Origin of the sequence: Lentisalinibacter orientalis (genome assembly GCF_040706535.1) — a bacterium.
GTDB lineage: Bacteria > Pseudomonadota > Gammaproteobacteria > Steroidobacterales > Woeseiaceae > Lentisalinibacter > Lentisalinibacter orientalis.
Map to the genome: position 1 here is coordinate 1309289 of NZ_JAPDRJ010000001.1, position 26644 is coordinate 1335932.

At 68.4% G+C, this 26644-nt stretch carries 25 protein-coding genes; 14 read left to right on the plus strand and 11 right to left on the minus strand.

Going from position 1 to position 26644, the window contains the following annotated elements:
• Window position 1: 1 nt before the first annotated feature.
• On the minus strand, window positions 2–1231 hold the full coding sequence (locus ACJMK0_RS05795; RefSeq protein WP_405237902.1) for a putative DNA modification/repair radical SAM protein: 1230 nt from the start codon (window positions 1229–1231) through the stop codon (window positions 2–4).
• 123 nt (window positions 1232–1354) lie between these two features.
• On the opposite strand from ACJMK0_RS05795, the gene ACJMK0_RS05800 reads away from it, so the two are divergent.
• Entirely contained in the window at window positions 1355–2713 is a 1359-nt protein-coding gene (locus tag ACJMK0_RS05800) for a pyridoxal phosphate-dependent decarboxylase family protein (protein WP_405236390.1), read from the plus strand.
• 33 nt (window positions 2714–2746) lie between these two features.
• Here ACJMK0_RS05800 and ACJMK0_RS05805 read toward each other — a convergent pair whose 3' ends face one another.
• Window positions 2747–3544: a DUF2189 domain-containing protein gene (locus tag ACJMK0_RS05805; RefSeq protein WP_405236392.1), complete on the minus strand. Its 798-nt coding sequence runs from the start codon at window positions 3542–3544 to the stop codon at window positions 2747–2749.
• Window positions 3545–3671: 127 nt separating this feature from the next.
• On the opposite strand from ACJMK0_RS05805, the gene ACJMK0_RS05810 reads away from it, so the two are divergent.
• The gene (locus tag ACJMK0_RS05810; RefSeq protein WP_405236394.1) at window positions 3672–4391 is read left to right on the plus strand and encodes a DUF4097 family beta strand repeat-containing protein; all 720 of its coding nucleotides are present in this window, start codon (window positions 3672–3674) and stop codon (window positions 4389–4391) included.
• Here the strand turns inward: ACJMK0_RS05810 and ACJMK0_RS05815 are convergent.
• Complete coding sequence (locus tag ACJMK0_RS05815; RefSeq protein WP_405236396.1) at window positions 4388–5401, minus strand: alpha/beta hydrolase family protein; 1014 nt, start codon at window positions 5399–5401, stop codon at window positions 4388–4390. The two genes, ACJMK0_RS05810 and ACJMK0_RS05815, sit on opposite strands and share 4 nt — an antisense overlap.
• 116 nt (window positions 5402–5517) lie before the next feature.
• Window positions 5518–7947: a TonB-dependent receptor gene (locus ACJMK0_RS05820; RefSeq protein ID WP_405236398.1), complete on the minus strand. Its 2430-nt coding sequence runs from the start codon at window positions 7945–7947 to the stop codon at window positions 5518–5520.
• Window positions 7948–8101: 154 nt separating this feature from the next.
• Between ACJMK0_RS05820 and ACJMK0_RS05825 the strand changes: the two genes are divergently transcribed.
• Together ACJMK0_RS05825 and ACJMK0_RS05830 are read left to right on the plus strand one after the other, a co-directional pair.
• Window positions 8102–8662 carry an aspartyl/asparaginyl beta-hydroxylase domain-containing protein gene (locus tag ACJMK0_RS05825; RefSeq protein ID WP_405236399.1) on the plus strand — a complete coding sequence of 187 codons (561 nt, stop codon included), beginning with the start codon at window positions 8102–8104 and terminating at the stop codon, window positions 8660–8662.
• Window positions 8659–9573 carry a hypothetical protein gene (locus tag ACJMK0_RS05830; protein ID WP_405236401.1) on the plus strand — a complete coding sequence of 305 codons (915 nt, stop codon included), beginning with the start codon at window positions 8659–8661 and terminating at the stop codon, window positions 9571–9573. The genes ACJMK0_RS05825 and ACJMK0_RS05830 overlap by 4 nt, the downstream gene beginning before the upstream one ends.
• Before the next feature lie 31 nt (window positions 9574–9604).
• Here the strand turns inward: ACJMK0_RS05830 and ACJMK0_RS05835 are convergent, their stop codons facing one another.
• Genes ACJMK0_RS05835 through ACJMK0_RS05845 form a run of 3 tightly spaced genes read right to left on the minus strand, consistent with a single transcriptional unit; the run spans window position 9605 to window position 13952 of the window.
• Window positions 9605–11620: a tetratricopeptide repeat-containing sulfotransferase family protein gene (locus tag ACJMK0_RS05835; protein ID WP_405236403.1), complete on the minus strand. Its 2016-nt coding sequence runs from the start codon at window positions 11618–11620 to the stop codon at window positions 9605–9607.
• A gap of 18 nt (window positions 11621–11638) precedes the next feature.
• A complete protein-coding gene (locus tag ACJMK0_RS05840; protein ID WP_405236405.1) occupies window positions 11639–13390 on the minus strand; it encodes an amidohydrolase in 1752 nt (583 codons plus the stop codon).
• 4 nt (window positions 13391–13394) lie between these two features.
• On the minus strand, window positions 13395–13952 hold the full coding sequence (locus ACJMK0_RS05845; protein ID WP_405236407.1) for a DUF882 domain-containing protein: 558 nt from the start codon (window positions 13950–13952) through the stop codon (window positions 13395–13397).
• Window positions 13953–14157: 205 nt separating this feature from the next.
• Between ACJMK0_RS05845 and ACJMK0_RS05850 the strand changes: the two genes are divergently transcribed.
• Window positions 14158–15882 carry a L,D-transpeptidase family protein gene (locus ACJMK0_RS05850; protein WP_405236408.1) on the plus strand — a complete coding sequence of 575 codons (1725 nt, stop codon included), beginning with the start codon at window positions 14158–14160 and terminating at the stop codon, window positions 15880–15882.
• Window positions 15883–15900: 18 nt separating this feature from the next.
• Here ACJMK0_RS05850 and ACJMK0_RS05855 read toward each other — a convergent pair whose 3' ends face one another.
• On the minus strand, window positions 15901–16326 hold the full coding sequence (locus ACJMK0_RS05855) for a MarR family winged helix-turn-helix transcriptional regulator (protein WP_405236410.1): 426 nt from the start codon (window positions 16324–16326) through the stop codon (window positions 15901–15903).
• Between the two features lie 354 nt (window positions 16327–16680).
• On the opposite strand from ACJMK0_RS05855, the gene ACJMK0_RS05860 reads away from it, so the two are divergent.
• Entirely contained in the window at window positions 16681–17034 is a 354-nt protein-coding gene (locus ACJMK0_RS05860) for an HPF/RaiA family ribosome-associated protein (RefSeq protein ID WP_405236412.1), read from the plus strand.
• 4 nt (window positions 17035–17038) lie between these two features.
• Here the strand turns inward: ACJMK0_RS05860 and ACJMK0_RS05865 are convergent, their stop codons facing one another.
• Together ACJMK0_RS05865 and ACJMK0_RS05870 are read right to left on the minus strand one after the other, a co-directional pair.
• Entirely contained in the window at window positions 17039–18229 is a 1191-nt protein-coding gene (locus tag ACJMK0_RS05865; protein WP_405236414.1) for a M20 aminoacylase family protein, read from the minus strand.
• 17 nt (window positions 18230–18246) lie between these two features.
• Window positions 18247–20055, minus strand: coding sequence for an ABC transporter ATP-binding protein (locus ACJMK0_RS05870; protein WP_405236416.1), 1809 nt, complete (start codon window positions 20053–20055; stop codon window positions 18247–18249).
• 224 nt (window positions 20056–20279) lie between these two features.
• Between ACJMK0_RS05870 and ACJMK0_RS05875 the strand changes: the two genes are divergently transcribed.
• Window positions 20280–20984, plus strand: coding sequence for an OmpW/AlkL family protein (locus tag ACJMK0_RS05875; protein ID WP_405236418.1), 705 nt, complete (start codon window positions 20280–20282; stop codon window positions 20982–20984).
• A gap of 57 nt (window positions 20985–21041) precedes the next feature.
• On the opposite strand, the gene ACJMK0_RS05880 is transcribed toward ACJMK0_RS05875, so the two are convergent.
• Complete coding sequence (locus ACJMK0_RS05880) at window positions 21042–21791, minus strand: TerC family protein (protein WP_405237904.1); 750 nt, start codon at window positions 21789–21791, stop codon at window positions 21042–21044.
• A gap of 206 nt (window positions 21792–21997) precedes the next feature.
• Between ACJMK0_RS05880 and ACJMK0_RS05885 the strand changes: the two genes are divergently transcribed.
• Genes ACJMK0_RS05885 through ACJMK0_RS05915 form a run of 7 tightly spaced genes read left to right on the plus strand, consistent with a single transcriptional unit; the run spans window position 21998 to window position 26499 of the window.
• Window positions 21998–22570: a hemerythrin domain-containing protein gene (locus ACJMK0_RS05885; protein WP_405236420.1), complete on the plus strand. Its 573-nt coding sequence runs from the start codon at window positions 21998–22000 to the stop codon at window positions 22568–22570.
• Between the two features lie 45 nt (window positions 22571–22615).
• Window positions 22616–23359, plus strand: coding sequence for a DUF1538 family protein (locus ACJMK0_RS05890; protein WP_405236422.1), 744 nt, complete (start codon window positions 22616–22618; stop codon window positions 23357–23359).
• Window positions 23350–24186 (plus strand): DUF1538 domain-containing protein, encoded by an 837-nt coding sequence (locus ACJMK0_RS05895; protein WP_405236424.1) that lies wholly within the window; start codon window positions 23350–23352, stop codon window positions 24184–24186. The genes ACJMK0_RS05890 and ACJMK0_RS05895 overlap by 10 nt, the downstream gene beginning before the upstream one ends.
• Complete coding sequence (locus tag ACJMK0_RS05900) at window positions 24176–24526, plus strand: P-II family nitrogen regulator (RefSeq protein ID WP_405228311.1); 351 nt, start codon at window positions 24176–24178, stop codon at window positions 24524–24526. Before ACJMK0_RS05895 ends, ACJMK0_RS05900 begins: the two co-directional genes overlap by 11 nt.
• 45 nt (window positions 24527–24571) lie before the next feature.
• On the plus strand, window positions 24572–24979 hold the full coding sequence (locus ACJMK0_RS05905; RefSeq protein WP_405236426.1) for a CBS domain-containing protein: 408 nt from the start codon (window positions 24572–24574) through the stop codon (window positions 24977–24979).
• Between the two features lie 10 nt (window positions 24980–24989).
• Complete coding sequence (locus ACJMK0_RS05910; protein WP_405236428.1) at window positions 24990–25655, plus strand: NUDIX domain-containing protein; 666 nt, start codon at window positions 24990–24992, stop codon at window positions 25653–25655.
• 25 nt (window positions 25656–25680) lie between these two features.
• Window positions 25681–26499 (plus strand): GTP cyclohydrolase II, encoded by an 819-nt coding sequence (locus tag ACJMK0_RS05915; protein ID WP_405236430.1) that lies wholly within the window; start codon window positions 25681–25683, stop codon window positions 26497–26499.
• The last annotated feature ends 145 nt before the right edge of the window (window positions 26500–26644 follow it).

The window sequence follows — 26644 nt, forward strand, 5'->3', positions numbered from 1 at the left end:
CTCACAGCGGCAGGCTCTGCTGGCGGGGCGGCGGGGCGAGCAGGCCGGCGAGCGCCGGACTGTCCAGCAATCGGCCGGGCTGCCAGCCCCGGGCGACGACGAACGGGCGCACCTTCTGCAGCGATACGGTCATGCGCTGCAGATCCTCGAGGCCGAGCCTGCGGTGGCGCCGCGCCTTCAGTATGCGGGCGACCGCCCGGGTGCCGAGGCCGGGTACCCGCAGCAGGGTCTCGCGGTCCGCGCGGTTGACGTCCACCGGGAAGCGCTCCCGGTGGCGCACCGCCCAGGCGAGTTTCGGGTCCACGGCGGGGTCCAGCATGCTGCCGTCGCCGCCGGCGAGAATCTCCTCCACCCCGAAGCCGTAGAACCGGTACAGCCAGTCCGCCTGGTAGAGGCGGTGCTCGCGCAGCAGCGGCGCCGGCGCTGCCGGCAGGGAAGCGCTGGGGTAGGGGATGGGGCTGAAGGCCGAGTAATACACGCGCTTCAGGCGGTAGCCCGCGTAGAGCGAGGCGCTGGTGGTCAGTATCGCCCGGTCGTCGGCGTCGTCGGCGCCGACGATCATCTGTGTGCTCTGGCCCGTGGCGTTGAGTCCGTTCGGGTCCCGGCGGCCGCGGCGGTCGGGTCGGCTCTCCTCCAGCCGCAGCCGCACCCGGCCCATGGCCGTGCGGATGCGGCCGGCGTCCTTCTCCGGCGCCAGCCTGGCGAGGCCGCGGCTCGTGGGCAGTTCGATGTTGATGGAGAGCCGGTCGGCGTAGCGGCCGGCCTCCTCGATCAGCGCGGGGTCGGCGTCCGGGATGGTCTTCAGGTGGATATAGCCGCGGAACCGGTGCTCCTCGCGCAGCCGGCGGGCCACCTCGATCAATCGCTCCATGGTGTAGTCCGCGCTCACCATGATGCCGGAGGACAGGAACAGCCCCTCGATGTAGTTCCGCTTGTAGAACTCCAGGGTCAGGTTCACCAGTTCGTCCACGCCGAAGCGCGCACGCTGCACGTCGCTGGAGATGCGGTTCACGCAGTACTGGCAGTCGTACTGGCAATAGTTGGTCAGCAGCACCTTCAGCAGCGAGATGCAGCGTCCGTCCGGCGCGTAGGAGTGACAGATGCCGGCGCCGCCGGTGGAGCCGATGCCGCCGGTGGCGCGCGAGTCCTTGCGCCGGGCCGAACTGGAGGCGCAGGATGCGTCGTACTTGGCGGCGTCGGCCAGGATCGCGAGCTTGTCGATGGTCGTCAGGCGGGGCATGGCGGACTACTGTTGTTATGCCCACCAAGACTGTATGGATATACAGCCGCCGTCAATCCCTGCAGAGACATTGTCGAGGAACGCGGCGGCGGCACGACATGACGAGGTAGCCCGATGAAGGACCTGCTGGAGGACGCGAGCGCGCGGGCGCTGCGCTATCTGGAAGGGTTGGACGAGCGGCCGGTGGCGCCGTCGGCGGAAGCCGTCGCGGCTCTGGACCGGTTCGAGGAGCCGCTGCCGGAGACCGGCAGCGATCCGCGCGAGGTGCTCGCGCTGCTCGACGAGCTCGGCTCCCCCGCCACCACGGCGATGGCCGGGCCGCGCTTCTTCGGTTTTGTGATCGGCGGCTCGCTGCCTGCGCCGCTCGCCGCCAGCTGGCTGAATACCGCCTGGGATCAGAACAGCGCCATGTACGAACCGACGCCGGGAACCGCCACCCTGGAGGCGGTGGCGCTGCGCTGGCTGCTGGACGTTCTCGGGCTGCCTGCCGGCTGCGCGGGCTCCTTCGTTACCGGCGCCACGGTGGCCAACCTGGTGGCCCTGGCGGCGGCCCGCAATGCCGTGCTGCGCGACGCAGGCTGGAACGTCGAGGCCGACGGCCTCATCGGCGCGCCCGCGGTCACCGTCGTGGTCGGCGAGGAGGTGCACCCCTCCGTGAGCAAATCCCTCGGCGTCCTCGGTCTGGGCCGTAACCGGGTGGTGACCATCCCGGTGGACGATCAGGGGCGCCTGCTGCCGGAGCACCTGCCGGAACCGGACGGGCCCACCATCGTCTGCACCCAGGTGGGCAACGTGAATACCGGCGCCTGCGATCCCGTCTCCCGCGTGTGCGAACGGATGCAGCCGGCCGGTGCCTGGGTGCACGTGGACGGGGCCTTCGGTCTGTGGGCTGCGGCCTCGCCGGCGCACCGCCATCTGGTCGAGGGTATGGCGGCCGCCGACTCCTGGGCGACGGACGCGCACAAGTGGCTGAACGTGCCCTACGACAGCGGCGTCGCCTTCGTGCGGGACGGCGAGGCGCTGCGTGCGGCGATGGCGATCACGGCCGAGTACCTGCCGCCTCCCGGCGCCCATCGCAGCCCGGCCGACTACACGCCGGAGCTCTCCCGACGCGGCCGCGGCGTCGAGGTGTGGGCGGCGCTGCGCCAGCTGGGCAGGGCAGGGGTCGCCGAACTGGTGCAGCGCTGCTGCGGGCATGCGCGGCGCTTCGCCGAGGGACTCGCCGCGGCCGGCTACGAGATACTGAACGACGTCGTGCTGAACCAGGTACTGGTGAGTTTCGGCGATGCGGCGACGACGCTTGCGGTGATCGAGGGCATCCAGGCCGACGGCACCTGCTGGTGCGGCAGGACGGTGTGGCAGGGCCGCACGGCCATGCGCATCAGCGTGAGTGGCTGGTCGACCAGCGACGCCGACGTGGAGCGCAGCCTGGCGGCCATGCTGCGTGTCGCGGAGCGGGTGCGTGCCGGCTGACGGCACCCCGAGTCCGGCGCTTCTCGACGGGGTCTAGTCCGCGGGCGGCCAGGCACTCGCGTCGATGGTCTCCCGGTAGGCGTGGAAGGTGGCGTGGCCGAGCAGCGGCATCACCACCGCCAGGCCGAGGAAAGCGGTGGCGAAGCCGAGCAGGATGCAGCCCACCACGAGGGCCGCCCAAACGACCATCGCCGCCTTGTTCCGCAGCACGGCGTTCACGCTGGTGACGACCGCCGTGACGGTGTCCGTCCGGCGGTCCGCGATCATCGGCAGCGAGAAGGCGCTGGCGGCAAAGACAATACTCGCGAAGATGGCCCCCACCGCGCTGCCGATGCCGAGGAAGGGCACCAGGTCGCGCCAGGAGTGGTTCGTCTCCACCGGGAAGAATATGTGCACCATCGAAGCGGCCCGGGCCCAGACGAGGAAGACCACCAGCACGACGATGGCGTAGACCAGGGCGTTGCCCACGTGCTGGGAGGTCTCCCGGATGCCCTCGGCGAGCGTCGGCCGGGTGCCCCGCTCCAGCTGGCGGGAGATCTCGTAGACGCCGATGGCCATGAGCGGGCCGACGAACAGGAAGCCCGAGGCCATCGCCAGCAGCAGCCAGACGCCGCCGAGCTTCCAGGCGACGAGGCCGGCCGCGTAACTCGCGAACATGACGACGACCCCGTAGCACAGGCTCTGCCGCGGCGCGGCGCGGAGATCGCGCCAGCCCCGTCGCAGCCAGCCGAACGCCGCCAGCGGAGGCAGGTCCCGGCACGGCGCCACGAATGGCAGTTCTTCCGGCTTCCCCCCGGCGGGTTGCCGCGTCTCGTTCTCGCTGGTCATCATGCGTCCCCCCGGGTCCGAATTTAAACCGAATGCCCTGCTCATTGCATCCATGGGTGATGCAGAACGATCATTCGCGACAAGGGAGACGACCATGCGGACAGTGAGGACAGTGAGGACAGTGAGGGCAGTGAGGACAGTGACGATCGCGGCCGCCGTCGCACTGCTGGCTGCGCTGCCGGCTGCGGCGGAACATACGGAAGTCATCGAGCTCGCGCTGGAGGCCGAGGGCCTCGACCGGCTGGAGATCGAGACCGGCGCGGGGCCGATGGAGATCACCGGCATGCCGGGCGCGGACCGCATACGGGTGCGGGCGGAGATCCACTTCCCGGATGCCGATGCCGAAGAGGCCGCGGAGATCCTCGCCGAGCAGGTCCGGCTGACCCTGGAGCGGGGCGTCGCGGCGGCTGAGCTCGTCGCCGAACTGCGGCAGACCGGCTGGAGCTCGTTCTGGGGCGAGCATCCCACCATGAGCGTGGATGTGCGCGTGCCCGAGCGCTTCGCGCTGGAGGTGGAAGACGGCAGCGGCTCGCTCGCCATCACCGACGTCCGCGGCGACATCGACGTGGAGGACGGTTCGGGCTCGCTGGTGCTCACCCGGGTGGGCGGCACCGTGGAGATCGATGACGGGTCCGGTTCCCTGGCCGTCCAGGACGCCGGCGGCGACGTCGTGATCGACGACGGCTCGGGCAGCCTGTCCGTGCGCGACGTGGCGGGCAGCGTCACCGTGGACGACGGTTCCGGGGGCATCACCGTCACCGGTGTGGCGGGCGATCTCACGGTGCTGGATGCCGGCAGCGGCAGCCTGCGCTTCGACGATATCGGCGGCGAGGTGGACGTGCGCGACTAGCGCGGCTGGCGTGACTCGGGGTCGGCCGCCGGGGCCACCGGCGGCGGGTCCTGGCGCACCCGCACCAACACCAGATCGAGCAGCTGCCGGATGACCTCCGGGCGGTCCGGCTCGATGTGCAGCCCGTCGGTCCACAGCAGGTCGACGGCGGGCTCCCGCGCGGCGATGGCGGGCAGCGGCGCGAGGGCCTCCGGCGGCAGGCGCTCGTCTTCCCGCGCCGCGATGATGACGGCCGGGCGCGGCGGTATGGCCTCCACCCAGCGCGCCGTGCGGAAGCTCTCGGCGTAGATCAGCGTGTAGAAGAACTCGGTCATCACCGCCCGCCGCCAGTCGGCGGGGAAGTCCTCGCGCAGGTTGTGGGCCAGCCAGGCGTGGTTGTCGCCGGCGCCGTGGATCAGCCAGACCCGCCGGAACCGCTCGTCCAGCGCGCCGGCTGCCGCCGCGAAGGGGACGCCCAGGCTGACGCCCACGAGCTCCGTGCGTGCCGGATCCGCCCAGGGCTGTGCGAGCAGCCAGTCGAGTGCGAGCGACAGGGCCGGCGGCGTGTCCAGGAAAGCCTGCTGGATAGCCGGGATCGCCCTCAGGGTCTGCCACACGCCGCGCAGCCGGTGACTGCCGTCGTAGGGATAGTCGATGGCCGCGTAGGCGACACCGTCCGGCACGCCGGCCAGCTCCACCGCGTCCTTGCCCGTGCGGTGGCCGCCCAGCAGCAGCAGCACGGGCACGCGCTCTCCCGGCGCGACGTCCGGCCACCGCACGCGCAGGTCGACGCGGAGCCCGGTGTCGGCGGCGAGGGACAGGGTCTCGTCCAGGTAGCCGCCCGGCGCCGCGGCGGCGGGGTCGGCGGTGTCCACGGTGGTCGCTACCAGTGTGCCGTGCCGGGCGATCAATCGGCCCCGCTGCTCGCTGCGCATGTCGGCGACCCAGATTGCGAGTGCGACCAGCACGGCGGCCACGCCAATGACGATGGCAATGGTGATAGCGGTCGCGATGGCGCGCCGCCGCCTCACGCCCGCCCCCGGTGTTTCCCGCGCCTGCTCATGCACCGGATTCTAGAGCACGGCACACGCGCATAAAAAAACCGGGCCTCGCGGGCCCGGTTTCCGGTCGCCGGACTGCCCCGTAGTCAGCGGAAGTTGCGGCGGTAGGTCACGCCGAAGGTTAATGGCTGATTCACCGTGACCCGACGCTTCGCGTAGCGGTTGTTGATGAACTGATCGCCCTGCTCGTCGAACACGTTCGCGATGTAGGCACCGACGCTCCACTTGTCTGCATCGATACCGGCACGCAGGTCCAGCACGCTGTAGGAATCCTGGATGGTCGGCGGCGGCGATACTACCGTGGCCTCTAGCCCGGCCAGCGCGTTGATGGACTCGCCCGTGTAGGTGTAATCCGCGCGAAGGAACGGCGTACCGCCGAACAGCGTCGTGTCTTGGAAGGTTCGTTCGATGGAGAGCGAACCTTTCCAGTCCGGCGTGATGGGCAGGCGGGTGCCGTCCACGGCCTCCACGGCCGCACCCGTGCCCGGGAACAGCGTCGCACTCTCCGAGATCTCCGCCTCGTTCCAGGCGAGCGTTGCATCCAGCGACCAGCCCGGGGCCGGCACAAAGGAGGTCTGCACCTCCACGCCGTCGATCGTCGCCTCCGGGAAGTTGACCACGCCGAGCTGGAAGACGCCCGGCTGCGGATCGTTCACCTGCAGCTGGATGTCGTCCCAGATCATGTGATAGCCGACGACGCTCAGGAACAGCCGGCCGCCGGCCGTCGTCGTCTTGTAGCCCACCTCGTAGTTCTGGACCATGTCGGAGTCGTACTTCCGCGGCAAGACCGAGTTCGGGCGCAGCGCGTTGGCGCCGCCGCTGCGGAAGCCCTCGGAGTAGGTGACATACGCCAGGCTCCGATCGCTGAAGTTGTATGTCACATTGACCTTAGGCACGAAACCGTCGTCGCTCTCGTCACCGCTGCCATCGGTAAACACGTAATCGGTCTCCGGGTTCGGCACGGGACCCTGCTGCAGTGCGCCGAGCACCTGCCTCTCCTTGCGGTCCACCTGATACCAGCGGCCGCCGGCCGTAACGGTCAGGCTGTCCGTGAGGTAGAACGTGGCCTCGCCGAATAGCGCGAACTGGTCGATCTCCGAGTTGTAGATGCCGAAGAACCAGTCGCCGGGTCGCACCGAGGGATCGGAGAAGTCCCAGCTACCCGGTGGCAGGCCGTTCAGCGACGGGTTGTAAGCGTTATACGCGAGGTAATAGAAGGCCGGTGAACCTGCGAAGTTCTCCGCGCCCGCCTTGTAGATATCGGTATCCTCGAAGCTCTGGTAGAAGAGCCCCACGATGCCGCGCCAGCGGCTGTCATCGACTTCGGGCGTGGACCAGCGTGCCTCGATGCTGAAGCGCTCGGACTGAAGGTTATCCAGGTTGTACCCGCGGACCACTTCGCCGCCGAAGTCGTAGAAATAGAAGTCGTAGTCCGTGCCATAGACATCGTTGAAATAGGCTTCGTACGCGTCGCTCAGTTCCTGGAATGCGAACATGTACTCGGTGCCATCCGCTTCGTAGTCCACCTCGCGGTCGAAGTAGGACACGCTGAACATGAAGTCGCCGATGCCGGTGGAACCTTCCAGCGTCAGGGCCATCTGGTACCAGTCGTCTTCGAATCGCTCGTCGAAGAATCGCACCTGTTCGAGACCGGAGCGGTCGAAGTCCTTGTCGCCGAAGCCGTCCGCCTCGGTCGACTGGAAAATGGCGGAGGCATCGACGGTCCACCGGTCGTTAGGGAACCAGCGGAGCGCTGCACGGCCGCCGGTGATGGTGGTCGAGTTGACGTCGTCTTCCACGAACTCCGCGTTGGTGTAAGTGCCGCCGGGGCTGGTGCCGAGCACATTGTCGATGAACCCTGCTTCTTCGGCGGTGAAGCCGACCAGCCGCAGCGCAAGCTTGTTCTCGGCCAGCGGGATGTTCAGCATGCCGCTGACGTCGTAGCCCGTGTCGCCATCGGCGATCTGGTTGGCCTCCAGTTCCACCCAGGCGTCGAAGGCGGTGGGATCCGGCTTGTTGGTGATGATACGTAGCGTGCCGGATTGGGAGGCGTCGCCGAACAGCGTTCCCTGCGGGCCGCTCAGGGCCTCGAGCCGCTGAATGTCGACCAGGCGCGGGTCCGGATTCAGGCCGGCGGAGGTGATCGGCTGCTCGTCGAGATAGATGCCGCTGGAGGGGCCGGTGCCGAAATCGATGCCCGATGCGGCGACGCCGCGGAAGACCACGTTATTGCCCGCCGGCTCCCTGCGCGCCAGCGCGAGACTCGGGATCTTGCCGACGTAATCGTCGAGGCTCTGGAGACCCTGGCGGACGATATCGTCCGTCGTGAAGGCCCGGATGGACATCGGGATGTCGGCGAGACTCTCCTCGCGTTTCGTCGCCGTAACGACGATTTCCTCGATGGCGTCACCCTGCGTCTGGGCGAACGCACTGGGTCCCGTGAGGGCCGCGGATACCGCGGCGGCGATGGCGCTACGGCTGTACGCGGCAGCGCCCGACTGTTGATTTTCGGCCATTGCTGTCTCTCCCGCTTTTGCTTAATACTACTGAAGCGTGGCGAAAGCGCAAATAATGTTTACAGCTGTATCTGTTGTGACATCATGATTGCTATGCCGAAAAGCGTCTTATGTTGGCTGTTCGCGACAAGACGAATCGCAGCAGGCGGTAGCCATGAAAATTGATCAGCCCCTGAAAGAACTCGGTGACGTCGACGTCGAGCCGCTGCGCGACGCGATCCTCGGCCAGGACGATTCAGCCTGGAACGAACAGGAGTACCGCCAGCAGGAGTACGAGGTCCACAAGCGCACCACTTCCATCGTGATGATATTCACGGACGGCAAGAACTGGCCGGAGATCACGGTGCGCAAGGAGCCCGGCTGGGACCGTCTGGCCGACGCCGCGCTGCCGCTGATGCAGGACATCATCGCCCGCTATTACCCGCCCGGCGGCACCATCATCCGCGCCATGGCGGCGCGGCTGGCCGCCGGCGCGCGCATCGACCCCCACCGGGATTCCCACCCGTCCTTCCATGCCAGCCATCGCATCCATATCCCGGTGACCACCAATCCGCGGGTGCGCTTCATGATCGACGGGCGCCCGCACCGGCTCGAGGTGGGCAAGGTCTACGAGCTCAACAACCAGTTGCTGCACAGCGTCATGAACAAGGGCGACGAGGACCGGGTGACGTTCATCTTCGACTACCTGCCGCCCGGCGCCGTGCGCGCGGCGTGACCATTCTCGTTGCCACGTCCGTGGTGCGCGGCAGCCACCAGGGCGAGAGTCACGGTGGCGTCTACCTGATAGACCTCGAGCGCGAGCGCGTGGTGCAGACCGTCGACTGGAACACGGCAGACATCGACTGGCAGGGGCGCGGCTGGGACCGCGGGCTGAGGGGCATCGCCTTCGACGGCGAGCGGGTCTACATTGCGGCGAGCGACGAGCTGTTCGCCTATACGCCCGACTTCCGCCTCGTCGACTCCTGGCGCAACCCCTATCTCAGGCACTGCCACGAGATCGCGGTCTACCAGCGCCGGCTCTACCTCACGTCCACCGGCTACGACGCGCTGCTCGGCTTCGATCTGGACGCCGAGCGTTTCTGCTGGGGCCTGCACGTCGTGCGCGGTCACGGCGATTTCCGTGGCACCCCTTTCGATCCCGTCGAGGGTCCCGGGCCCGAGCCCGGCAATCGCCTGCACCTGAACATGGTCCACTGCGACGACCGCGGCATGCATTTCAGCGGATTGCGCACGGGGGCACTGCTCACCTACGACGGCCGGCGCATCGTCGCGCAGGCGGGTCTGCCCCAGGGCGTGCACAACGCGCGGCCGTTCCGGGAGGGCGTGCTGTTCAACGATACCCAGGCCGACGTCGTGCGCTACGCCACGCCGGGACACGAGCAGGCCTTCCGCGTACCGGTCTACGACCCGGACGAACTGACCCACACCGAGCTGGACGATACCCGCATCGCGCGCCAGGCCTTCGGTCGGGGGCTGGCCGTCATCGACGACCATTGCATCGCAGCCGGGTCCTCGCCGTCGACCGTCGCGATACACGATCTGGCCGCCGGCCGCACGCGGATGGTGGTGACGCTCACGAAGGACATCCGCAACGCGGTCCACGGACTGGAGGTCTGGCCGTACTGAGGCGTCGGCGGGTGGGGGGCGGCAGGCCGTCTCAGCCGGCGTAGCCCTCGTAGCGCCCGAGGACCGGCTCCAGCACCCCGGCCAGCTCGTCCAGATGCTGCTCGTAGCGGCGCCAGAAGCCGACGGCACCCTGGTAGATCGGCTGACGCACCTGTTCCGAGCTCGCGGTCCGTACCGGGCGGTCCGTCTCGTGGAAGTTCAGGCAGGCGTCTTCCCACGGCAGCTCGCAGTAGTCGATCAGGCGGCGTACCTGGCTGTCGAAGTCGCTCACCAGCTCCTCGTACTGGACGGTGAGCACGCGCCCGGGCAGGACGGCGTGCCAGTGGTCCATCATGCGCTGATATTGCAGGAAATATTCGCCGATCTCGGTGAGGTCGTAGGTGAAAGTCTGACCGCGGGCGAACAGCTGGCGATAGCAGCTCAGGCACGAATCCATGGGGTGGCGCCGGGCATCGATGATCTTCGCCCGGGGCAGGATCAGGTGCGCGAAGCCCACGTTCGGGAAGTTGTTCGGCATCTTGTCGATGAACCGGGGCAGGCCCTCCACGCGATGCAGCGAGGCATGCTCCAGATAGCGGCGGCCCAGCGCCTCGAAGTTCGGTCCCTTCAGCTCGCGCACGGCCTGGGGGTAATTCACGCCGTCGGCGCGGTTGCGATTCAGGCTGGTGGCGACGCGGCCGAGATAGGGTAGTTCCGCCGTGCCTTCCACCTGGCTGTGGCTCGCCAGGATCTGCTCGATCAGCGTGGAGCCGGAGCGCGGCAGCCCGACGATGAAGATCGGCGCCGGATCGTCGCAGCCGATGCCCTCGTTGACCGCCAGGAATTCCTCGGTGAAGACCTCGACGATGGCGTCGTTGTTCACCTCGGTCTGCACGGGGTCGTAGTTCTCCCGCATGCGCTGGCGGCGATTGCCCCTGTCGTAGTAATGCCAGGCCCGGTCGTAGTCTTCGCGATCTTCCCAGGCCTTGGCCAGGGCGAAGAGGAAGTTGACCTCGGATTGCTCGTTCAGGTCCGGCGTCTGCAGCGCCGCCTCCATCGCCTGTATATCCTCGTCGCCCAGCGGATAGGTCTTCAGGTTGGCCAGGCTCCACCAGGACTCGCCGTTGCCGGGCTTCAGGCGGATGCACTCCCGATAGGCCTCGATCGCTTCGGGCTGGCGGCCCAGGGTCTTCAGCGTGTGGCCCAGGCCGAGCCAGGCGCCTGCATGTTCGGGCTTCAGTTCGATTGCGCGCCGGTAGGCCGCGGCCGCAGCCGCGGTGCGGGCCGCGGGCGCCAGCGCGGCCGCCAGCAGGAAGTGGGCGTGGGAGCTGCGCGGATCGGTCTCGACGGCCTTCTCGAAGCACTCGATGGCCTCGGCGAGGCGGTTCTGGTCCTGGTGCAGACGCCCCAGGTCGATGATCGCGCCGGTGAAGTCGGGCGCCAGCCGTACCGCCTTCGACAGCAGTTCCTCGGCATTCTCCGGGTGACCGGATTGCATGGCGATCACGCCGAGCAGCCGCAGCGCGGTGACGTTTTTCGGGTTGTCCTTCAGCACGCGCCGATACAGCCGCTCGGCTTCCTCGACCTTGCCCGAGCGGTGCAGACGGGCGGCCTCCGCGAGGCGTCCCTTCTCCGGGTTCAGCGCGAAGCAGCGCTCGAACGCCTCGTCGGCCTCGTCGCTTTTGCCGTTGGCGAGCAGCGCCCGGCCGAGCTGGAAATGCGCCTGCTCCAGATCGGGGTCCAGGGTGACGGCACGGCGCAGCACCGCCTCGGCCTCCTCGTTGCGCCGCTGCTGGAGCAGCAACAGGCCCAGGTCCTCGTGGGGCTTGGCGAACGATGGCGCGAGAGCGATGGCCCGGCGCAGCTGCTCCTCGGCCTCGTCGAGCCGACGCGCCTTCAGCAGGATCGCGCCCATCAGGGCCGTGAAGTTGATGTCGTCCGGGTCCTCCGCCAGCGCTTCCCGGCAGACGGCAATCGCGCCTTCGGCATCGCCGCCGTTCAGCAGCCGGATGGCCTGGTGGAACGTGGCCCGCGGCGCGGCGACGCCGGAGCTGCTGCCCTCAGCCATGGATGCCGGCCCTTGTATTCAGGTGTCGGTCTCCGCCGGTGCGCCTGCGTCGGCCTTTTCATCGCGCTCGTAGACGATGCCGCCGTCGAGCAGCGTCATGTCCACCCGGACCTCGCTCAGCTCCCCGGCCGGGATGGCGAAGATGTTGCGGTCGAGCACCACGATATCCGCCCGCTTGCCGGTCTCGATGGAGCCGGTGATGTCGTCGTGGCCGAGCAGCCGCGCCGCGTTGCGGGTGTAGGCGTCGAGCATCGTCGCGAGATCCACGGCTTCGTCGGCGTTCAGCGTGCCGTCGACTTGGCCGGAGGCATCCTGCCGGGTGATGGCCGTCTCGATGGCCTCCAGCGGGTTCATCGACGACACGGCCCAGTCGCTGGAGCCGACGATCGTGCCGCCGGCGCGGTGGATGCTGCCGATGGGATACATGCGCTCCACGCGCTCCGGGCCCACGACAGGCAGGTTGATCTCCATGATCCACGCGTCCGGATACGCCCACAGCGCCTGGAAACTGGCGGCGACGCCGAGCTCGGCGAAGCGGGGGATGTCGTCGGGGTGGACCAGCTGCAGGTGCGTGATGTGATGCCGGTTGCCGGTGTCGCCGTTCGCCTTGCGCGCGGCCTCGATGGCGTCCAGCCCCTCGCGTACGGCGAGGTCGCCGATGGCGTGCATGTGGATCTGCAGACCCATCGCATCGAAGCGGGTGACCGCATCTTTCAGCTCGTCGCTCTCGAAATTCAGCACACCGCGGTGCTCGCGCATGCCGGTGTAGGGCTCGACCAGGGCGGCGGTCTCGCCCTCCAGCACGCCGTCGACGAAGAACTTCACCGCGCTGACGCTGAAGCGCTCGCCGGCGAACTCGTCGCGCCGGGCCAGCGCGGCTTCCCATGCCTCGCCCTGGTGTTTGGCATTGACGCCGTAGGTGAGCGAGGCCTTCACCCGGGCGTCGAGCCCGTCTGATTCGGCCACTGCCCGATACACCTCCCAGTCGGGCACGCCCGTCCAGGCGTCGACGAGGGAGGTGATGCCGTAGCGCGCCGTCTCCGCCAGCGTCGCCTCGAGTGCCGCCACCCGGTCCTCGAACGTGGTCTGCGGCAGCAGCGCCTCCACCGGCGCCCGCGCGGTCTCGCGCAGCATGCCGGTCGGCTCGCCGGTCTCGGGGTCGCGCTCGATGACGCCCTTGGGCGGGTCCGGCGTCTCCGCGGTGATGCCCGCCAGCTCGAGGACCTTCGAGTTGGCCAGATCGTTGTGGCCGTCGGTGCCGCGCAGGTAGACGTAGCGATCGGGCGCGATCTCGTCCAGCAGCGACTTGTGGGGATTGCCGCCGGGGAAGGCGGCCAGGTCGAAGTTCTCGCCGATCACCCATTCGTCGTCGCTCTCCGCCACGCATTCCGCGACTTTCGCGAGGATGGCGTCCGGGGTCGTGAGTCCGAACAACGAGCAGCCGAGCAGCATCTCGCCGCCGGTGATCGGGTGCATGTGGGCGTCGTGCAGGCCGGGCAGGACCACGCGGCCGGCCAGGTCGACCACGCGGGTGTCGGCGCCGATCCAGGCGCTCACTTCGCCGGCGCCGCCCACCGCGACGATGGTGTCGCCGCGGACGGCCACCGCCTCGGCACGGCTGCGTTCTTCGTCCGCGGTATGGATGATGCCGCCGGTGAAAACGATGTCCGCGGGTTCGACGCCGGCGGCTTCCCCGGCCTCCCCGGCGGGCCGCTCCGCGCAGCCGGCCTGGAGAACCAGGAGCGCCGTCGCCAGCAGCGTCGCGCGCATCGTCCTACCAGCTCCGCACGCGGCCGGTATCCACGTGGAGGAAGTCCGAGCGGGCGTAATAGCCGACACCGCCCCGGCGCAGGCTCATCGCGGCCTTGCGCAGCTTCGCGGTGTCGTAGCCGGAGAGGCGGACGTCGATGGCGCGACCCTGCATGTGCAGGCTGCGCTTCGCCACGCCCGAGCTTGCGCTGCGCAGCATGGCGTTGGTCTGGGGCGAGCGGTAGCCGGAGATGATCTGGAACTCGGCGGTGCTGCCGGTCAGGGACCGCAGGTCGGCCAGGGTGTCCAGCAGTGTGACGTCCATCTCCCATACTTCGCCGGTACGGAAATCGCGCAGCAGATGGTTGATCTCGGCCAGCGCGTCGGGGACGTATTCGCCGCCCTCGAAATAGACGGCCTTCAGCCTCTCGCCGGTGTGGTTGTGCGAGAAGGCGAGGCTGCGGGTCTCCAGTGCGGCCGCCGCGCGGCTCCAGGGCGCCAGCATCGCGGCCCCTGCCGCGGCGCCCGCCAGAAACCGGCGCCGCGAAGCGCAATGACTATCGTCCGGGGTGTCTCCTGCCATGTTCTCTCCCATTGTCGGGTCCCATCGTCGCAACCCGTTGTCGTAACCCGTTGTCGTGCCAGTACTGCCAGCAGACTCCGTTCGCACACGATCGACTCCGATGGGCGATTATGGACGACGAGGACGCAGACTGGAAAGAATATCGACAGGTTGAGCTCCCTGCGGTTCCCGTTCCGTGTCGCCGGTCCCGGTTTAGAATAGTGGCGTGTCCTACCACGGCGCCCCGATCAACCACCCCATTCCGCAGGCCCGACTGCCGGTCCTGCTGCTGGCTCTGCTGCTGACCGGTGCCGCTGCGGGGGCTGCGGCCTCGCCATGGGATCAGGAACTGCACGGCTCCGCGGAGCAGGCCGTCCGGGAGCGGCTGCGCCAGCGGCTGGAGCAGATCGAGGCGGATACCCTGCATGTGCTCGAGGGGGAGCCGCTGGCGGCCCGCACGCTGCTTCCGGATCTCTACGCCGCCCGGCGCTTCCGGCCGTTATGGTCCGAGGCGGAGCGCCGCCGCGAGTTGCTGGCGCTGGTGCGCGCGAGCGCGGAGCAGGGACTGAACCCCGGCGATTATCATCTCGCCGTCCTGGAGCGCCATGTCGACGACATGGGCGCCGACGGGGACCCCTACGGCAGGGCGGACCGGGATCTGCTCATGACCGACGCCCTGGCGCGACTCGCCCATCACCTCGTCTACGGGAAGGTGGAGCCCTCGCGCCTCGATCCTCACTGGAATTTTCACCCGGACACCGAGGAAGGCGACCCGGTGGCCACGCTGCAAGCGGCGCTGGCGGCGGAGTCCCTGGCCGGGTTCTTCAGTCTCGAGCGGGGAGCGCCGTACCGGCAACTGGTGGCGGCTCTGGCCCGCTACCGGGACATCGCCGCCTCGGGCGGCTGGCAGGCGATCCCGGCCGGGCCGGCGCTGAAGCCCGGCATGCGGGATCCGCGGGTGGCCGCGGTCCGCTCACGGCTGGCTGCGGAGATCCCGCTGCCGGCGGCGCCGGATCCCTGGCAGTACGACGACGTGGTCGAAGCCGCCGTGGCCGCCTTCCAGCGTCGCTACGGGCTGGAGCCGGACGGGGTCGTCGGCGCCCGCACGCTGGCGGCGATGAACCTCCCGGTCGCCGCGCGCATCGACCAGATTCGCGTGAACCTGGATCGGGCCCGCTGGGTGCTGGAGCGCCCGGAGCGTGACTACCTTTTGGTGAACATCGCCGGCTTCCGCGCCTTCCTCATGCGCGGCGACGCAATCCACTGGGAGACGCGGGTGGTGGTGGGGCAGCCCTACCGGCGCACCCCCGTGTTCCGCTCCAGGATCGTCTATCTCGTCTTCAACCCCACCTGGACGGTGCCCCCGGTGATACTGGAGAACGACATCATCCCGGAGGCCATCGCGGAACCGGCCGCCGTGACCCGGCGAAATCTGCACGTGGTGGCGGCCGACGGCAGCGTCGTTGCGCCGCAGGAGGTCGACTGGTCCCGCTACCGGAATGGAGCTTTGCCCTATCAGCTGGTGCAGCCCCCGGGTCCCGGCAACGCCCTCGGGCGGGTGAAGTTCATCCTGCCCAATCCGTACAACGTCTATCTGCACGACACACCGGGCAGGGAGCTGTTCCGGAGCGCCGATCGCAGCTTCAGCTCCGGCTGCATCCGCGTGGAGCGGCCGCTGGAACTGGCGGCGCTGCTGCTGGACGGGGATCCGGACTGGGGGCCTGCGGAGATCGATGCCGCGGCGGCGACCGGGCTCACGCGCACCGTCTTCCTGCCGCGTCCGGTCCCCGTCATGATCCTGTACTGGACGGCCGGCATGGGCTCCGACGGCGAGTTCGGCTTCTACCCGGACGTCTACGAGCGCGACGCGGCCGTGTTGCGGGCACTGGACAGCGACTTCGACGTGCCCGCCGGGCTCGATCCCGGCGCTTCGGGGAGCCTGTTGCCGTAGCGTCCGCGGCGGGCCGGCTCAGGCCTCCAGCGCCTCGCGGACGTGGCGCAGCACCTCCGTCGCGCCGCGCAGCTGGTCGTCGGACACGCCGATGCCCGCCTGGTCGAGCTGATGGGCCTCGCGGCTGCGGATGTCCTCGATCACCTTCTGCCCCGCCGCCGTCAGCCGCACCAGCTTCGAGCGCCGGTGAGCGGGATTCTCCACCCGCTCGACCAGGCCCTCGTGCAGCAGCGGATTGACGAGCGCCTGGATGTGCTGGCGCGATACCCGCCGCGCCCGGGCGATGGCCGGCACGGTCGACGGGCCCTCGCGCAGCAGGTGCTCGAGCACCGCACGGCGGGGCTGGGTCATCTCGGAGTCTTCGTGCAGCTGTTCTCCGGTGTGGATCAGCGTGGTGAAGAGCAGCCGTACCTCGTGGAACAGGTCGTCGAAGTGTTTCTGCATGTCAGGCCTCCTGACAAAATAATTGTCTTCAAGACAATCCGCATGTCAATAATATCACGACCCCTGGCGCCTGTAACCGGGTCTTGCGGCGGGTGCAGAAAGCCGGCGTACCGTGCTGCTTTGCAGCGGGCGCGAGGGCACCGCCGCTGCTAGTATCGACCCACAGGCAGGCACGGGCGGGATACGCGGAGGAGGGGTGCCCACCGGACGAGGCACTCCAGCCAATATCCTCCGCCGTCGGCGGCAGCATCGATCGTGGATTCCACTGATGGCTGCTCCGGGGGAGCCCGCCGCATAGTCGAAACAGGCATCCGGAAAAGGCACCGGAAAAGGCATCCAGAGAGGAGTCGCCTAATGCAGATACCCGTCGAAGTCCGCTTCAAGGACATCCCGCGCTCCCCGGCGCTGGAGACCGTCATCCGTGAACAGGCAGAGAAGCTCGAGCAGGTGTGCTCGGACATCATCTCGTGCCGGGTGACCGTGGAGGCGCCGCACCGGCACCAGAACAAGGGGCGGATCTATCACGTCGTCGTGGACATCAACGTGCCGGGGCGCGAGATCGTCGTGAGCCATGCCCAGGAAGACAACCACGCCCACGAGGACCCGTACGTGGCGGTGAACGACTCGTTCCGTGCGGCGACGCGCCGGCTGAAGGGCTACAATCGCCAGCGCACCGGCAAGGCCCGGGCGGCGCAAGAGGCAGGCTGAGAGTTCAGGCGGCCCGGGGCGCGCGCTCGGCGCGGCCGAGCAGTTCGCCCACCAGGCTGACCCAGTAGGCGACGCCGATCGGCAGCGCCTCGTCGTTGAAGTCGTAACGGGCGTTGTGCAGCATGCAGCCGCCCTCGCCGGGGCCGTTGCCGAGCCACAGATAACAGCCGGGCTTCTCCTCGAGCATGAACGCAAAGTCCTCGCCGCCCATGGTGGGCGGCAGGTCGCGGTGCACGTTGCCGGCGCCGGCCACGGCCGCCGCCGCCCGTGCGGCGATCTCCGCCTCGTCCGGCGTGTTCACCGTGGGCGGGTAGGTGCGGTGGTAGGTCGTCTCGGCCGTGGCGCCGAAGCCTGCCGCCACGCCGGCGGCCACCCGCGCGATGTCCCGTTCGATCCGGTCGCGTGACTCCGGTGTGAGCGTGCGCGCGGTGCCCTTCAGCACCACCTCGTCGGGGATGACGTTGAAGGTCTCGCCGCCCCGCAGCACGGTGACCGAGACCACCACCGAATCGGTCGGCTCCGTGTTACGGCTGGCCAGCGACTGCAGCGCGGTGATGATGTGGGCGGCGGTCACCACCGGGTCGATGGTCTGGTGGGGCATGGCGGCATGGCCGCCGCGGCCGCGCACGGTGATCTCGAACTTGTCCGAGGCGGCCATCTGGGGGCCGACGCGCACCGCGAACTCGCCCACCGGCAGCCCGGGCCAGTTGTGCATGCCGTAGACCGATTCCACCGGGAACAGATCGAACAGGCCGTCTTCGATCATCGCCTTTGCGCCGGCCCGGCCTTCCTCGGCGGGCTGGAAGATGAAGTGCACCACCCCGTCGAAGTCCGGATTGGCGGCCAGGTGCTCCGCCGCGCCGAGCAGCATGGTGGTGTGGCCGTCGTGGCCGCAGGCGTGCATCAGGCCCGGGTGGCGGGAGCGGTGCTCGAACTCGTTCAGCTCCTGGATGGGCAGCGCGTCCATGTCGGCCCTGAGGCCGATGGCACGGTCGGAGTTGCCGGCGCGGAGTGTGCCCACCACGCCGGTCACCCCGAGGCCGCGGTGCACCTCCAGGCCGAAAGCCGCCAGTTTCTCCGCCACGAAGTCGCTGGTGGCCTTCTCCTCGTAGGCGAGTTCCGGGTGTGCGTGGATGTGATGGCGCCAGGCGGTCAGCGCCTGCTGGCGTTCGCGTATCCGGTCCAGGAGTTCCATGCCTTATTCCGTCTCCGTCAGGTCATCGGGCCGGCGGGGGCGGCTGCCTCCTGTCCGGTCTGTACCGCCCAGAGGCTGGCATAGATGCCGCCCCGGGCCAACAGGGAGCCGTGATCGCCGGTCTCGGCGATGCGGCCCCGCTCGAGCACGATGATACGGTCCGCGTGCACGATGGTGGAGAGCCGATGGGCGATGACCACGGTCGTGCGCGAGTGCGAGATGGTGGCGAGCGAACGCTGGATGGCCGCCTCGGTCTCGTTGTCCACCGCGGAAGTCGCCTCGTCCAGGATGAGCACCGGCGGGTCCTTCACCAGCGCCCGGGCCAGTGACAGGCGCTGGCGCTGGCCGCCGGAGAGTTTCTGCCCGCGCTCGCCCACGACGGTGTCCAGACCCCGTGGCAGGCGCTCGATGAACTCCATGGCCTCGGCCGCCCGGGCCGCCTCGACGATTGCCGCCTCGCTCGCCTCCGGCGCGCCGTAGGCGATGTTGTCCCGCACCGTGCCCTGGAACAGGAACACATCCTGGCTTACCAGCCCGATGCGCCGGCGCAGGCTCTCCAGGGTGAAATCGCGGATCGGCCGCCCATCCAGCAGGATCTCGCCCTGACCGGGCTCGTAGAAGCGCAGCATCAGCTTGATCAGCGAGCTCTTGCCGGCGCCGGTCTGGCCTACGAAGGCCACGGTCTCGGTCGGCGCGATGTCGAAGTCGATGTCCCTGAGCACCGGTTCGCCGTCGGCGTAGGCGAACCACACGTGCTCGAAGGTGATGCGGCCTTCCACCGCGCCGAGCGCCTCGGCTTCCGGGGCATCGCGGATGCCGACGGGCGCCTCGATCAGATCCAGTATCCGGCGTGACGACGCCATGGCCCGCTCGTACAGGTCCACCGTCTCCGCCAGGCTGGTCAGCGGCCACAGCAGCCGCTGGGTGAGGAACACGAGTACGCCATAGGCGCCCACGGCGAGGGCGCCGGACAGGGTCATCCAGCCGCCGATCAGGAAGGTGGCCAGAAAACCGGCCAGGATGGCCATGCGGATCACCGGGATGAAGGCCGAGCTCACGGCGATGGCGCGGCGGTTCGCCGACACATAGGCGTTGCTGTCCGCGCGCACCCGCTCGGCCTCGAGCCGCTCGGTGGCGAAGCTCTTGATGGTGGCTATCCCGGAGATGTTGGCCGCGAGGCGCGAGCCCAGCCCGCCGACCCGCTCGCGGACCTCGGCGTAGAGTGGCTGCGCGCGGCGCTGGAAGTAGAAGGCGCCGACGACGATGACAGGGATGGGCGTGAACGCCACCACCGCGATCAGCGGCGAGACCACGAAGAACACCGTGCCCACGGCCACCAGCGTGGTCGCCACCTGGATGAGGTTATTGGCGCCGCCGTTCAGGAAGCGCTCCAGCTGGTTCACGTCGTCGTTCAGGATGGCCACCAGGTTGCCCGTGCTCTGATCCTCGAAATAGGCTAGGTCCAGGTCCTGGACGTGCCGGTAGGCGTCGATGCGCATGCCGTGCTGCAGATCCTGGGCCAGATTCCGCCACAGGATCAGATACAGGTACTCGAACAGCGACTCGCTCATCCAGATGACGAGTGTCAGCCCGCCGAGCAGCAGCATCTGGGAGCGGGGTTCGATGATGCCGAGCGCGGCCACGAAGGAGTCCTCCTGGCGCACCACCACGTCGATGGCGATGCCGATCAGGATCTCCGGCATCACGTCGAACAGCTTGTTCAGCACGGAGCAGGCGGTGGCCAGCCAGATGCGCCGGCGGTAGCCCCGCGCGTAGTGCAGCAGGCGCTTCAGTGCCTGGAAGGAGCTCTTGGCCTCGCCGCTCATCGGCGGGAGCTTAGCAGGGGCCGGCGCGTGCGGCACCGCCGATTCCGAACTGACGCCGGCAGCGCAATGAGGGGATGCTGCAGCGCAATAAGTAATTTTCGAGGCTCGTCTCAGGACAATCCGTATACCCCGATCGCAGTGGCCGGCGGACAATAGTGACGGTCGCGTGAACATTCATTGGCGGTCTGGTTGCTTGCGACCGCTGCATCAGGCCAAGGAGACTCATGATGAAGGGATCTTCATTAAGAATTCTGGCTGTCTGCGTCGGTACGTCTCTGCTCATCGCAGGGCCGGCACAAGCCTACGAGGCAGGCGATTGGCTGTTCCGCGTGGGCGTGACCTCGGTCGACCCGAAGTCGGACAACCTGGACACGGCCGTGCCGGCAGGTGAAGGCACGACGCCGGTCACGATCGAGGTCGACTCCGGCACGACGCTGACCTTCAACGGCACCTATTTCTTCACGCCGAACTGGGGGCTGGAAGTCCTCGCCGCGGCACCGTTCAACCATGACATCGAGATCAAGGGCATCGGCAAGATCGCCGAAACGGATCACCTGCCGCCGACCTTCTCGCTGCAGTATCACTTCCTGCCGGACGGCGCATTCCAGCCTTACGTCGGGCTCGGCCTGAACATGACGATCTTCTTCAGCGAAGACGTCGATCAGGCCCTGATCGATACCGTCGAAGCCCTCAATCCGGGTCTCGACGTGACGGGCGCGGATCTCGACCTCGACACGTCGTTCGGTCTCGCCGCTCAGGTGGGCGCCGACTTCATCCTGAACGAGAACTGGACGATCAACTTCGACGTGCGCTGGATCAACATCGAGACGGATGCCGAGCTGACGGTCGACCCCGTCGGCACGCTGGATCTGGGCACGGTCGAGATCGACCCCTGGGTGTACGGCATCAACGTGGGCTACAAGTTCTGATACCGCAACGTATCTGACGGGAAGAGGCCGGGCCTGACAGCCCGGCCTTTTTTCGTTTCAGCCTTCCTGTTCGAGGAATTCCTCTTCCTTCGGCACTCGCTTGCGCAGGGCCACCGGCCGGCGGTTCTTCCTGACCTTCAGGTTCAGCATCTCGACGCCCACCGAGAAGGCCATGGCGAAGTAGATGTAGCCCTTCGGGATGTGCAGGTCGATGCCCTCGGCGATCAGCGCCGTGCCGATCAGCACCAGGAAAGAGAGCGCCAGCATCTTGACCGTGGGATGCTCGTCGACGAAGCGGCCGATGGCGCCGGCCGCGAACATCATCACGCCCACTGCAATGACCACGGCGATGACCATCACCGCCAGGTGGTCGGCCATGCCGACGGCGGTGATCACCGAGTCGAGTGAGAAGACCATGTCGATGAGCGCGATCTGCGCGAGCACGCCGCCGAAGGTCGCCGCCTTTACCTGCTTATCGTCGGCGTCCACGCCCTCCACCGAGTGGTGGATCTCCAGAGTCGATTTCGCCAGCAGGAACAGTCCGCCGCCGATCAGGATCAGGTCGCGGCCGGAGATGGCGGTGCCCAGCACCTCGAACAGGTCCGCCGAAAGCTGCATGATCCAGGTAATCAGCAGCAGGAGCACGATACGCATGCCCATGGCCAGCCCCAGCCCGAGGATGCGGGCGCGCTGGCGCTGCTCGGCGGGCAGCCGGCCCACCAGCACCGAGATGAAGATGATGTTGTCGATGCCGAGCACGATCTCGAGCACCGTCAGCGAGGCCAGTGCGATCCAGGCCTCCGGCATTGTGATCCATCCCACAGCGAGTCTCCGCGGCTTTGCCCCCGTCGGCACCAGACGTTATCACAAGCCGGCGGTTGCGCCGGCAGGGCGGTAGTGGTATTCCCGAATAGGCTGTGCCTGCCGCCCTCCGCAGGATGGGTTTCGGGCGGGAAGGGCTCCGCCGGCCCGGCTGCGCGCGCATGTCCGGGAAGATGCGTCAGGAACGAACTATGCCGACACCAGTTTCCACGGTCCTCGCCCAGCTGCGGGACGACCATCGCAATATCGCCGTTCTCCTGCAGTTGCTGGAGAAGGAGACGCGGCGGATCGCCGACGGCCTCGAACCCGACTACGAGCTGGCGCACGACATCATGCGCTACATGACGTCGTACCCCGATTCCGTGCACCATCCGCGGGAGGACCGCATCTACCATCGGCTGAAGGTCGTGGCGCCGGACATGCTGAGCGGTATCGAGGGCATCCTCGAGGAGCACGACGAGCTGGGCCGCGTCGGCATCGAACTGCGCGAGGCGCTGGACGCGGTGGAGGCCGGCTCCGTGGTGCGGCGGGACGAGCTGGCGGCGGCCGCCGCGGACTACGTGCGCAAGCTGAGGGATCACATGCGCTGGGAAGAGGCGGCGCTCTTCACGCTGGCCGACGAGCTGCTCGCCGACGAGGACTGGGATGCGCTGCCGGGGCAGACCGACCAGTCCCACGATCCGGTCTTCGGTCCGTCGGTGCAGTCCTCCTACGAGAGCCTGTACAAGTTCATCCGCAACGAGGCCGACGCCCTGGACCACTGAGGCGGGTCGACACGGCCGACAAACGGGGAGAGAACGCACAGCGCCATGTTTGATGTCCTGCGCGCGCTCGGGCGCGATCTCCGCGACAGTCTGCGCGACCTGACTCCCATCGTCGTGGTCATCGCGGTGTTCGAGCTGCTGGTGCTGCGTCAGCCGGCGGCAACGCTCGCGCCGCTCGCCGGTGGCGTCCTCCTGGTGGTCATCGGCCTCACGCTGTTCATCTACGGGCTCAAGCTGGCGCTCTTCCCGGTGGGCGAGAATCTCGCCCACGCGCTGGCGCGCAAGGGCAGTGTCTTCTGGCTGATCGTATTCGCCTTCGCGCTCGGCTTCGGCACGACGGTGGCCGAGCCGGCGCTGATCGCGGTGGCGGCCGAGGCCGGCGAGGTGGCCGCGCTGGCGGGCGCCATCGAGGCGACACCCGAATCGGAGACACGCTACGCCACCGGGCTCAGGATGACCGTCGCGCTGGCGGTCGGTGTCGCGCTGGTCCTCGGGGTCATGCGCATCATCACCGGCTGGCCGCTGCCGGCCATGATCATCGGCGGCTACGTCATCGTGGTGATCGCCACGATCTTCGCGCCCGCCGAGATCGTCGGCATCGCCTACGATTCCGGCGCCGTCACCACTTCCACCGTCACGGTGCCGCTGGTGGCGGCGCTGGGCGTCGGCCTGGCCTCGTCGCTGGAGGGGCGCAACCCCATGCTGGACGGCTTCGGGCTGATCGCCTTCGCCTCGCTGACGCCCATCATCTTCGTGATGGGCTACGGGATAATGCTGAAGTGGATATGATCGCCGGCAGCCTGGCGATACTCGGCGGCACGGCGCTGGACGTGGCGCCCATCGCCCTGTTCCTGTTCCTGTTCCAGTGGTTCGTCATCGGCGGCCGGATGCCCGACCGGAACCGAATCGTGGTCGGGTTCGTACTCGTGGTCATCGGCCTCGGCTGCTTTCTCATCGGGCTGGAGCAGGCCCTGTTCCCGCTCGGCCGGCTGATGGCGCAGCAGCTGACCTCCCCGGAATTCATCGGCACGGCCGGGGACACCCTCGCCGGCGTGCAGTGGGCCGACTATCTCTGGGTCTACGCCTTCGCCTTCTGCCTCGGCTTCAGTACCACGCTGGCCGAGCCGGCGCTGCTGGTGGTGGCCCTGAAGGCGCGGGACGTCTCGGGCGGAGCCATCCATCCCTGGGGGCTCAGGGTGGCGGTCGCCCTCGGCGTCGCCATCGGCGTGTCACTCGGCTGTCTGCGCATCGTGACCGGCACGCCGCTGCATTACTACATCATCGCCTGCTACGTCATCCTGATGGTGCAGACGTATTTCTCGCCGCGCGCGATCGTGCCGCTCGCCTACGACTCCGGCGGCGTCACGACCTCCACGGTGACGGTTCCGCTGATTACGGCGCTGGGCCTCGGCCTCGCCGAATCCGTACCCGGCCGCAGTCCCCTGCTGGACGGGTTCGGCCTTGTGGCCTTCGCCTGCATGTTCCCCATCATCTGTGTCCTGGCGTATGCCCAGCTGTCGGAGCTCCGGGGCCGCAGTCAATCCAAGCACGAACAAAGGTCGCGCGACGGCGGGACCGTCGCGAAACGGGATAAGGAGAACGGCAATGCACTTTAAACTCATCATCGCCTTCGTCGAGGACGACAAGACCGACGCCATCATGGAGGCGGCCCGGGAGGCCGGCGCCACCGGCTGCACCGTCGTCAACAACGCGAGGGGCGAAGGCTCCAAGGAAAAGAAGACCTTCCTGGGTCTCACGCTCTCCACCCAGCGGGACGTGGTCATGATGCTGGTGGAACAGCATCTCAGCCGCCACATCCTGGAGCACATTGGCGAGGTGGGCGAGTTCGACGAGAAGCCCGGGACGGGTATCGCCATCCAGATCGACGTCGAGGACGCCGTGGGCGTTACGAGTCAGGCACAGAAGCTGACCGAGGTAGTGGAGGAGCAGTTGTGAGGGGATGGAATCCGTTCTGCTGCCGACGAACAGAGAGGAGTGATCATGGCTGAAAGAAAATGGGTGCCCGTCAGCGAGGTGATGCATCGCGAGGTCACGGAGATCGACGGCAGCATGACCGTGCTGGACGCGCTGAGGACCATGAAGCAGGTGCAGGCCACCTGCCTGATCGTCAAGCGGCGCCACGAGCGCGACGAATACGGCATGCTGCTCTTCTCGGACATCGCCAAGCACGTGATCGGCCAGGACCGGGCGCCGGAACGCGTCAACGTCTACGAGATCATGGCGAAACCGGTCATCTCGGTGCGGCCGGAGATGGACATCCGCTATTGCGCGCGCCTGTTCGAGAGTGTGGGCATCGGCCACGCGCCCGTGATCGACGAGACGCATACGGTGGTGGGCATCGTCAGCTACTACGTGCTGGCGCTGGAGGCGCTGCCGACGCTGGAGTGAGACCGGTCGCATGACACCGACCCGTCGATCTCCCGTACGCCCGCAGGACGCGGCGAGCCTGCTGGTCTACCGTCGGCGCGGCCGCGGCGTGGAAGTGCTCATGGGCCGGCGCCGCCGCGAGGCACGGTTCACGCCGGGCGTCTACGTCTTCCCCGGCGGCCGGCTCGAGCCGGACGACCGGCGGGCGAGCCCGGCTTCCGACCTCGCAGCCGGGGAGTGGGGAGCGTTCCGCTCGCCGGCGCATGCCCGGGCGCTCGCCATGGCGGCCGTGCGCGAGACGGCCGAGGAGACCGGCCTGGTGCTGGGCGTGCCCGGAGACGTGGGTCCGGGTGCCGGCGGCTGGGACATCTTCCGGGCGCTGGGCCTGGCGCCGCCGCTGCACCGCCTGCGCTACGTCGGGCGGGCCATCACGCCGGCCTACAGTCCGTGGCGCTACCACGCCCGCTTCTTCATGGTGGATGCCCGGTATCTCCGCGGCACCCTCGGCGGCGACGGCGAATTGCTGGACCTGCGCTGGGTGGATCCGGAGGGGAGCGTGACCGCCGGTCTCATCGACGTGACCGAGGCCATGCTCGCCGAGGTTCGTCCGTGCCTCGCGGATCCCGGACGGCCTCCGCTGTTGCTGTGCTACCGGGGCGAGCGCTGCTATCTCCGCCGCGAGCGGCCGGAGAGCTGACGGCCGGCGGTGCTATCCTTCGCCCATGTTCACGTACATCGATCCCACGATCCGCGGCCGGCTGATCGAGCAGGGCCGTCTGATCCGCATCGACCGCTACGGACGGGTCATCGACGCGGCCAATCCGCCGCCGCCGGGCGAGCCGGCCATCAACCTGCTCGGGCCCATACCGCTGCCGCTGGACGTCGCCGGGCTGCGCATGGAGGTGCGCTGGTACGCGGCGGTACGCCATACCGAGCTGTCCAAGGTGGAGGACCTCGCCCGGGAGCTCAGGGAACAGGGTGGCCAGCGGCTGTTCGCCACGCTCGCCTCTTCCATGGCGGTCAACAGCGTGCTCCTGATCGGTGCGCCGGAGACGGCGGACCGGCCGCTCGTCCGCGTGCACTCGAGCTGTCTCACCGGTGACGTCTTCGGCTCCCAGCGCTGCGAATGCGGGCCCCAGTTCGTCGCGGCCATGCACCGCATTCATGCCGACCCCGCGGGCGGGATCCTCATCTACATGGCCGGCCACGAGGGCCGCGGCATCGGGCTCTGGGCCAAGGCGGTCACCTACATCCTGCAGGACGCCGGGGAGGATACCTACCAGGCCAACCGGTCCCTCGGTCTGCCCGACGATTCCAGGGACTTCAGCGACGCGGCTGCGCTGCTGCAGCATTTCCTCGGCAAGCGGCCGTTCCGCCTGCTGACCAACAACCCGAAGAAGGTTGCCGACCTGGCCGAGCACGGCCTGACGGACATCGACGCGGTCAAGCACGTGACCGGCGTGGGCGACTGGAACCGCCGCTATCTGGCGGCGAAGCGGGACTGGGGCCACCGGCTCAGCGACGAGGACCTGACGGACTGAGGGTGCCGGTGAGACCGGCGGCCGTTGCGGCCGCCGGTACACCGGTCTGGGGGGAGTCGTCCGGCCGGGTACCTCCGTGGTATCCGTTGCGGCATCCTGTCGCGTGCCGGACGGTCGGCTGCGGGTGTCGGGTGGGGGGTCCGCA

Coding starts and splice junctions, on each gene's coding strand:
- ACJMK0_RS05905 (WP_405236426.1), top strand. CDS start 24,572: ATGGCTGAAAGAAAATGGGTGCCCGTCAGCGAGGTGATGCATCGCGAG.
- ACJMK0_RS05805 (WP_405236392.1), bottom strand. CDS start 3,544: ATGATGACCAGCGAGAACGAGACGCGGCAACCCGCCGGGGGGAAGCCG.
- ACJMK0_RS05860 (WP_405236412.1), top strand. CDS start 16,681: ATGCAGATACCCGTCGAAGTCCGCTTCAAGGACATCCCGCGCTCCCCG.
- ACJMK0_RS05855 (WP_405236410.1), bottom strand. CDS start 16,326: ATGCAGAAACACTTCGACGACCTGTTCCACGAGGTACGGCTGCTCTTC.
- ACJMK0_RS05915 (WP_405236430.1), top strand. CDS start 25,681: ATGTTCACGTACATCGATCCCACGATCCGCGGCCGGCTGATCGAGCAG.
- ACJMK0_RS05880 (WP_405237904.1), bottom strand. CDS start 21,791: ATGCCGGAGGCCTGGATCGCACTGGCCTCGCTGACGGTGCTCGAGATC.
- ACJMK0_RS05885 (WP_405236420.1), top strand. CDS start 21,998: ATGCCGACACCAGTTTCCACGGTCCTCGCCCAGCTGCGGGACGACCAT.
- ACJMK0_RS05870 (WP_405236416.1), bottom strand. CDS start 20,055: ATGAGCGGCGAGGCCAAGAGCTCCTTCCAGGCACTGAAGCGCCTGCTG.
- ACJMK0_RS05820 (WP_405236398.1), bottom strand. CDS start 7,947: ATGGCCGAAAATCAACAGTCGGGCGCTGCCGCGTACAGCCGTAGCGCC.
- ACJMK0_RS05900 (WP_405228311.1), top strand. CDS start 24,176: ATGCACTTTAAACTCATCATCGCCTTCGTCGAGGACGACAAGACCGAC.
- ACJMK0_RS05910 (WP_405236428.1), top strand. CDS start 24,990: ATGACACCGACCCGTCGATCTCCCGTACGCCCGCAGGACGCGGCGAGC.
- ACJMK0_RS05800 (WP_405236390.1), top strand. CDS start 1,355: ATGAAGGACCTGCTGGAGGACGCGAGCGCGCGGGCGCTGCGCTATCTG.
- ACJMK0_RS05890 (WP_405236422.1), top strand. CDS start 22,616: ATGTTTGATGTCCTGCGCGCGCTCGGGCGCGATCTCCGCGACAGTCTG.
- ACJMK0_RS05835 (WP_405236403.1), bottom strand. CDS start 11,620: ATGGCTGAGGGCAGCAGCTCCGGCGTCGCCGCGCCGCGGGCCACGTTC.
- ACJMK0_RS05875 (WP_405236418.1), top strand. CDS start 20,280: ATGATGAAGGGATCTTCATTAAGAATTCTGGCTGTCTGCGTCGGTACG.
- ACJMK0_RS05845 (WP_405236407.1), bottom strand. CDS start 13,952: ATGGCAGGAGACACCCCGGACGATAGTCATTGCGCTTCGCGGCGCCGG.
- ACJMK0_RS05840 (WP_405236405.1), bottom strand. CDS start 13,390: ATGCGCGCGACGCTGCTGGCGACGGCGCTCCTGGTTCTCCAGGCCGGC.
- ACJMK0_RS05865 (WP_405236414.1), bottom strand. CDS start 18,229: ATGGAACTCCTGGACCGGATACGCGAACGCCAGCAGGCGCTGACCGCC.
- ACJMK0_RS05825 (WP_405236399.1), top strand. CDS start 8,102: ATGAAAATTGATCAGCCCCTGAAAGAACTCGGTGACGTCGACGTCGAG.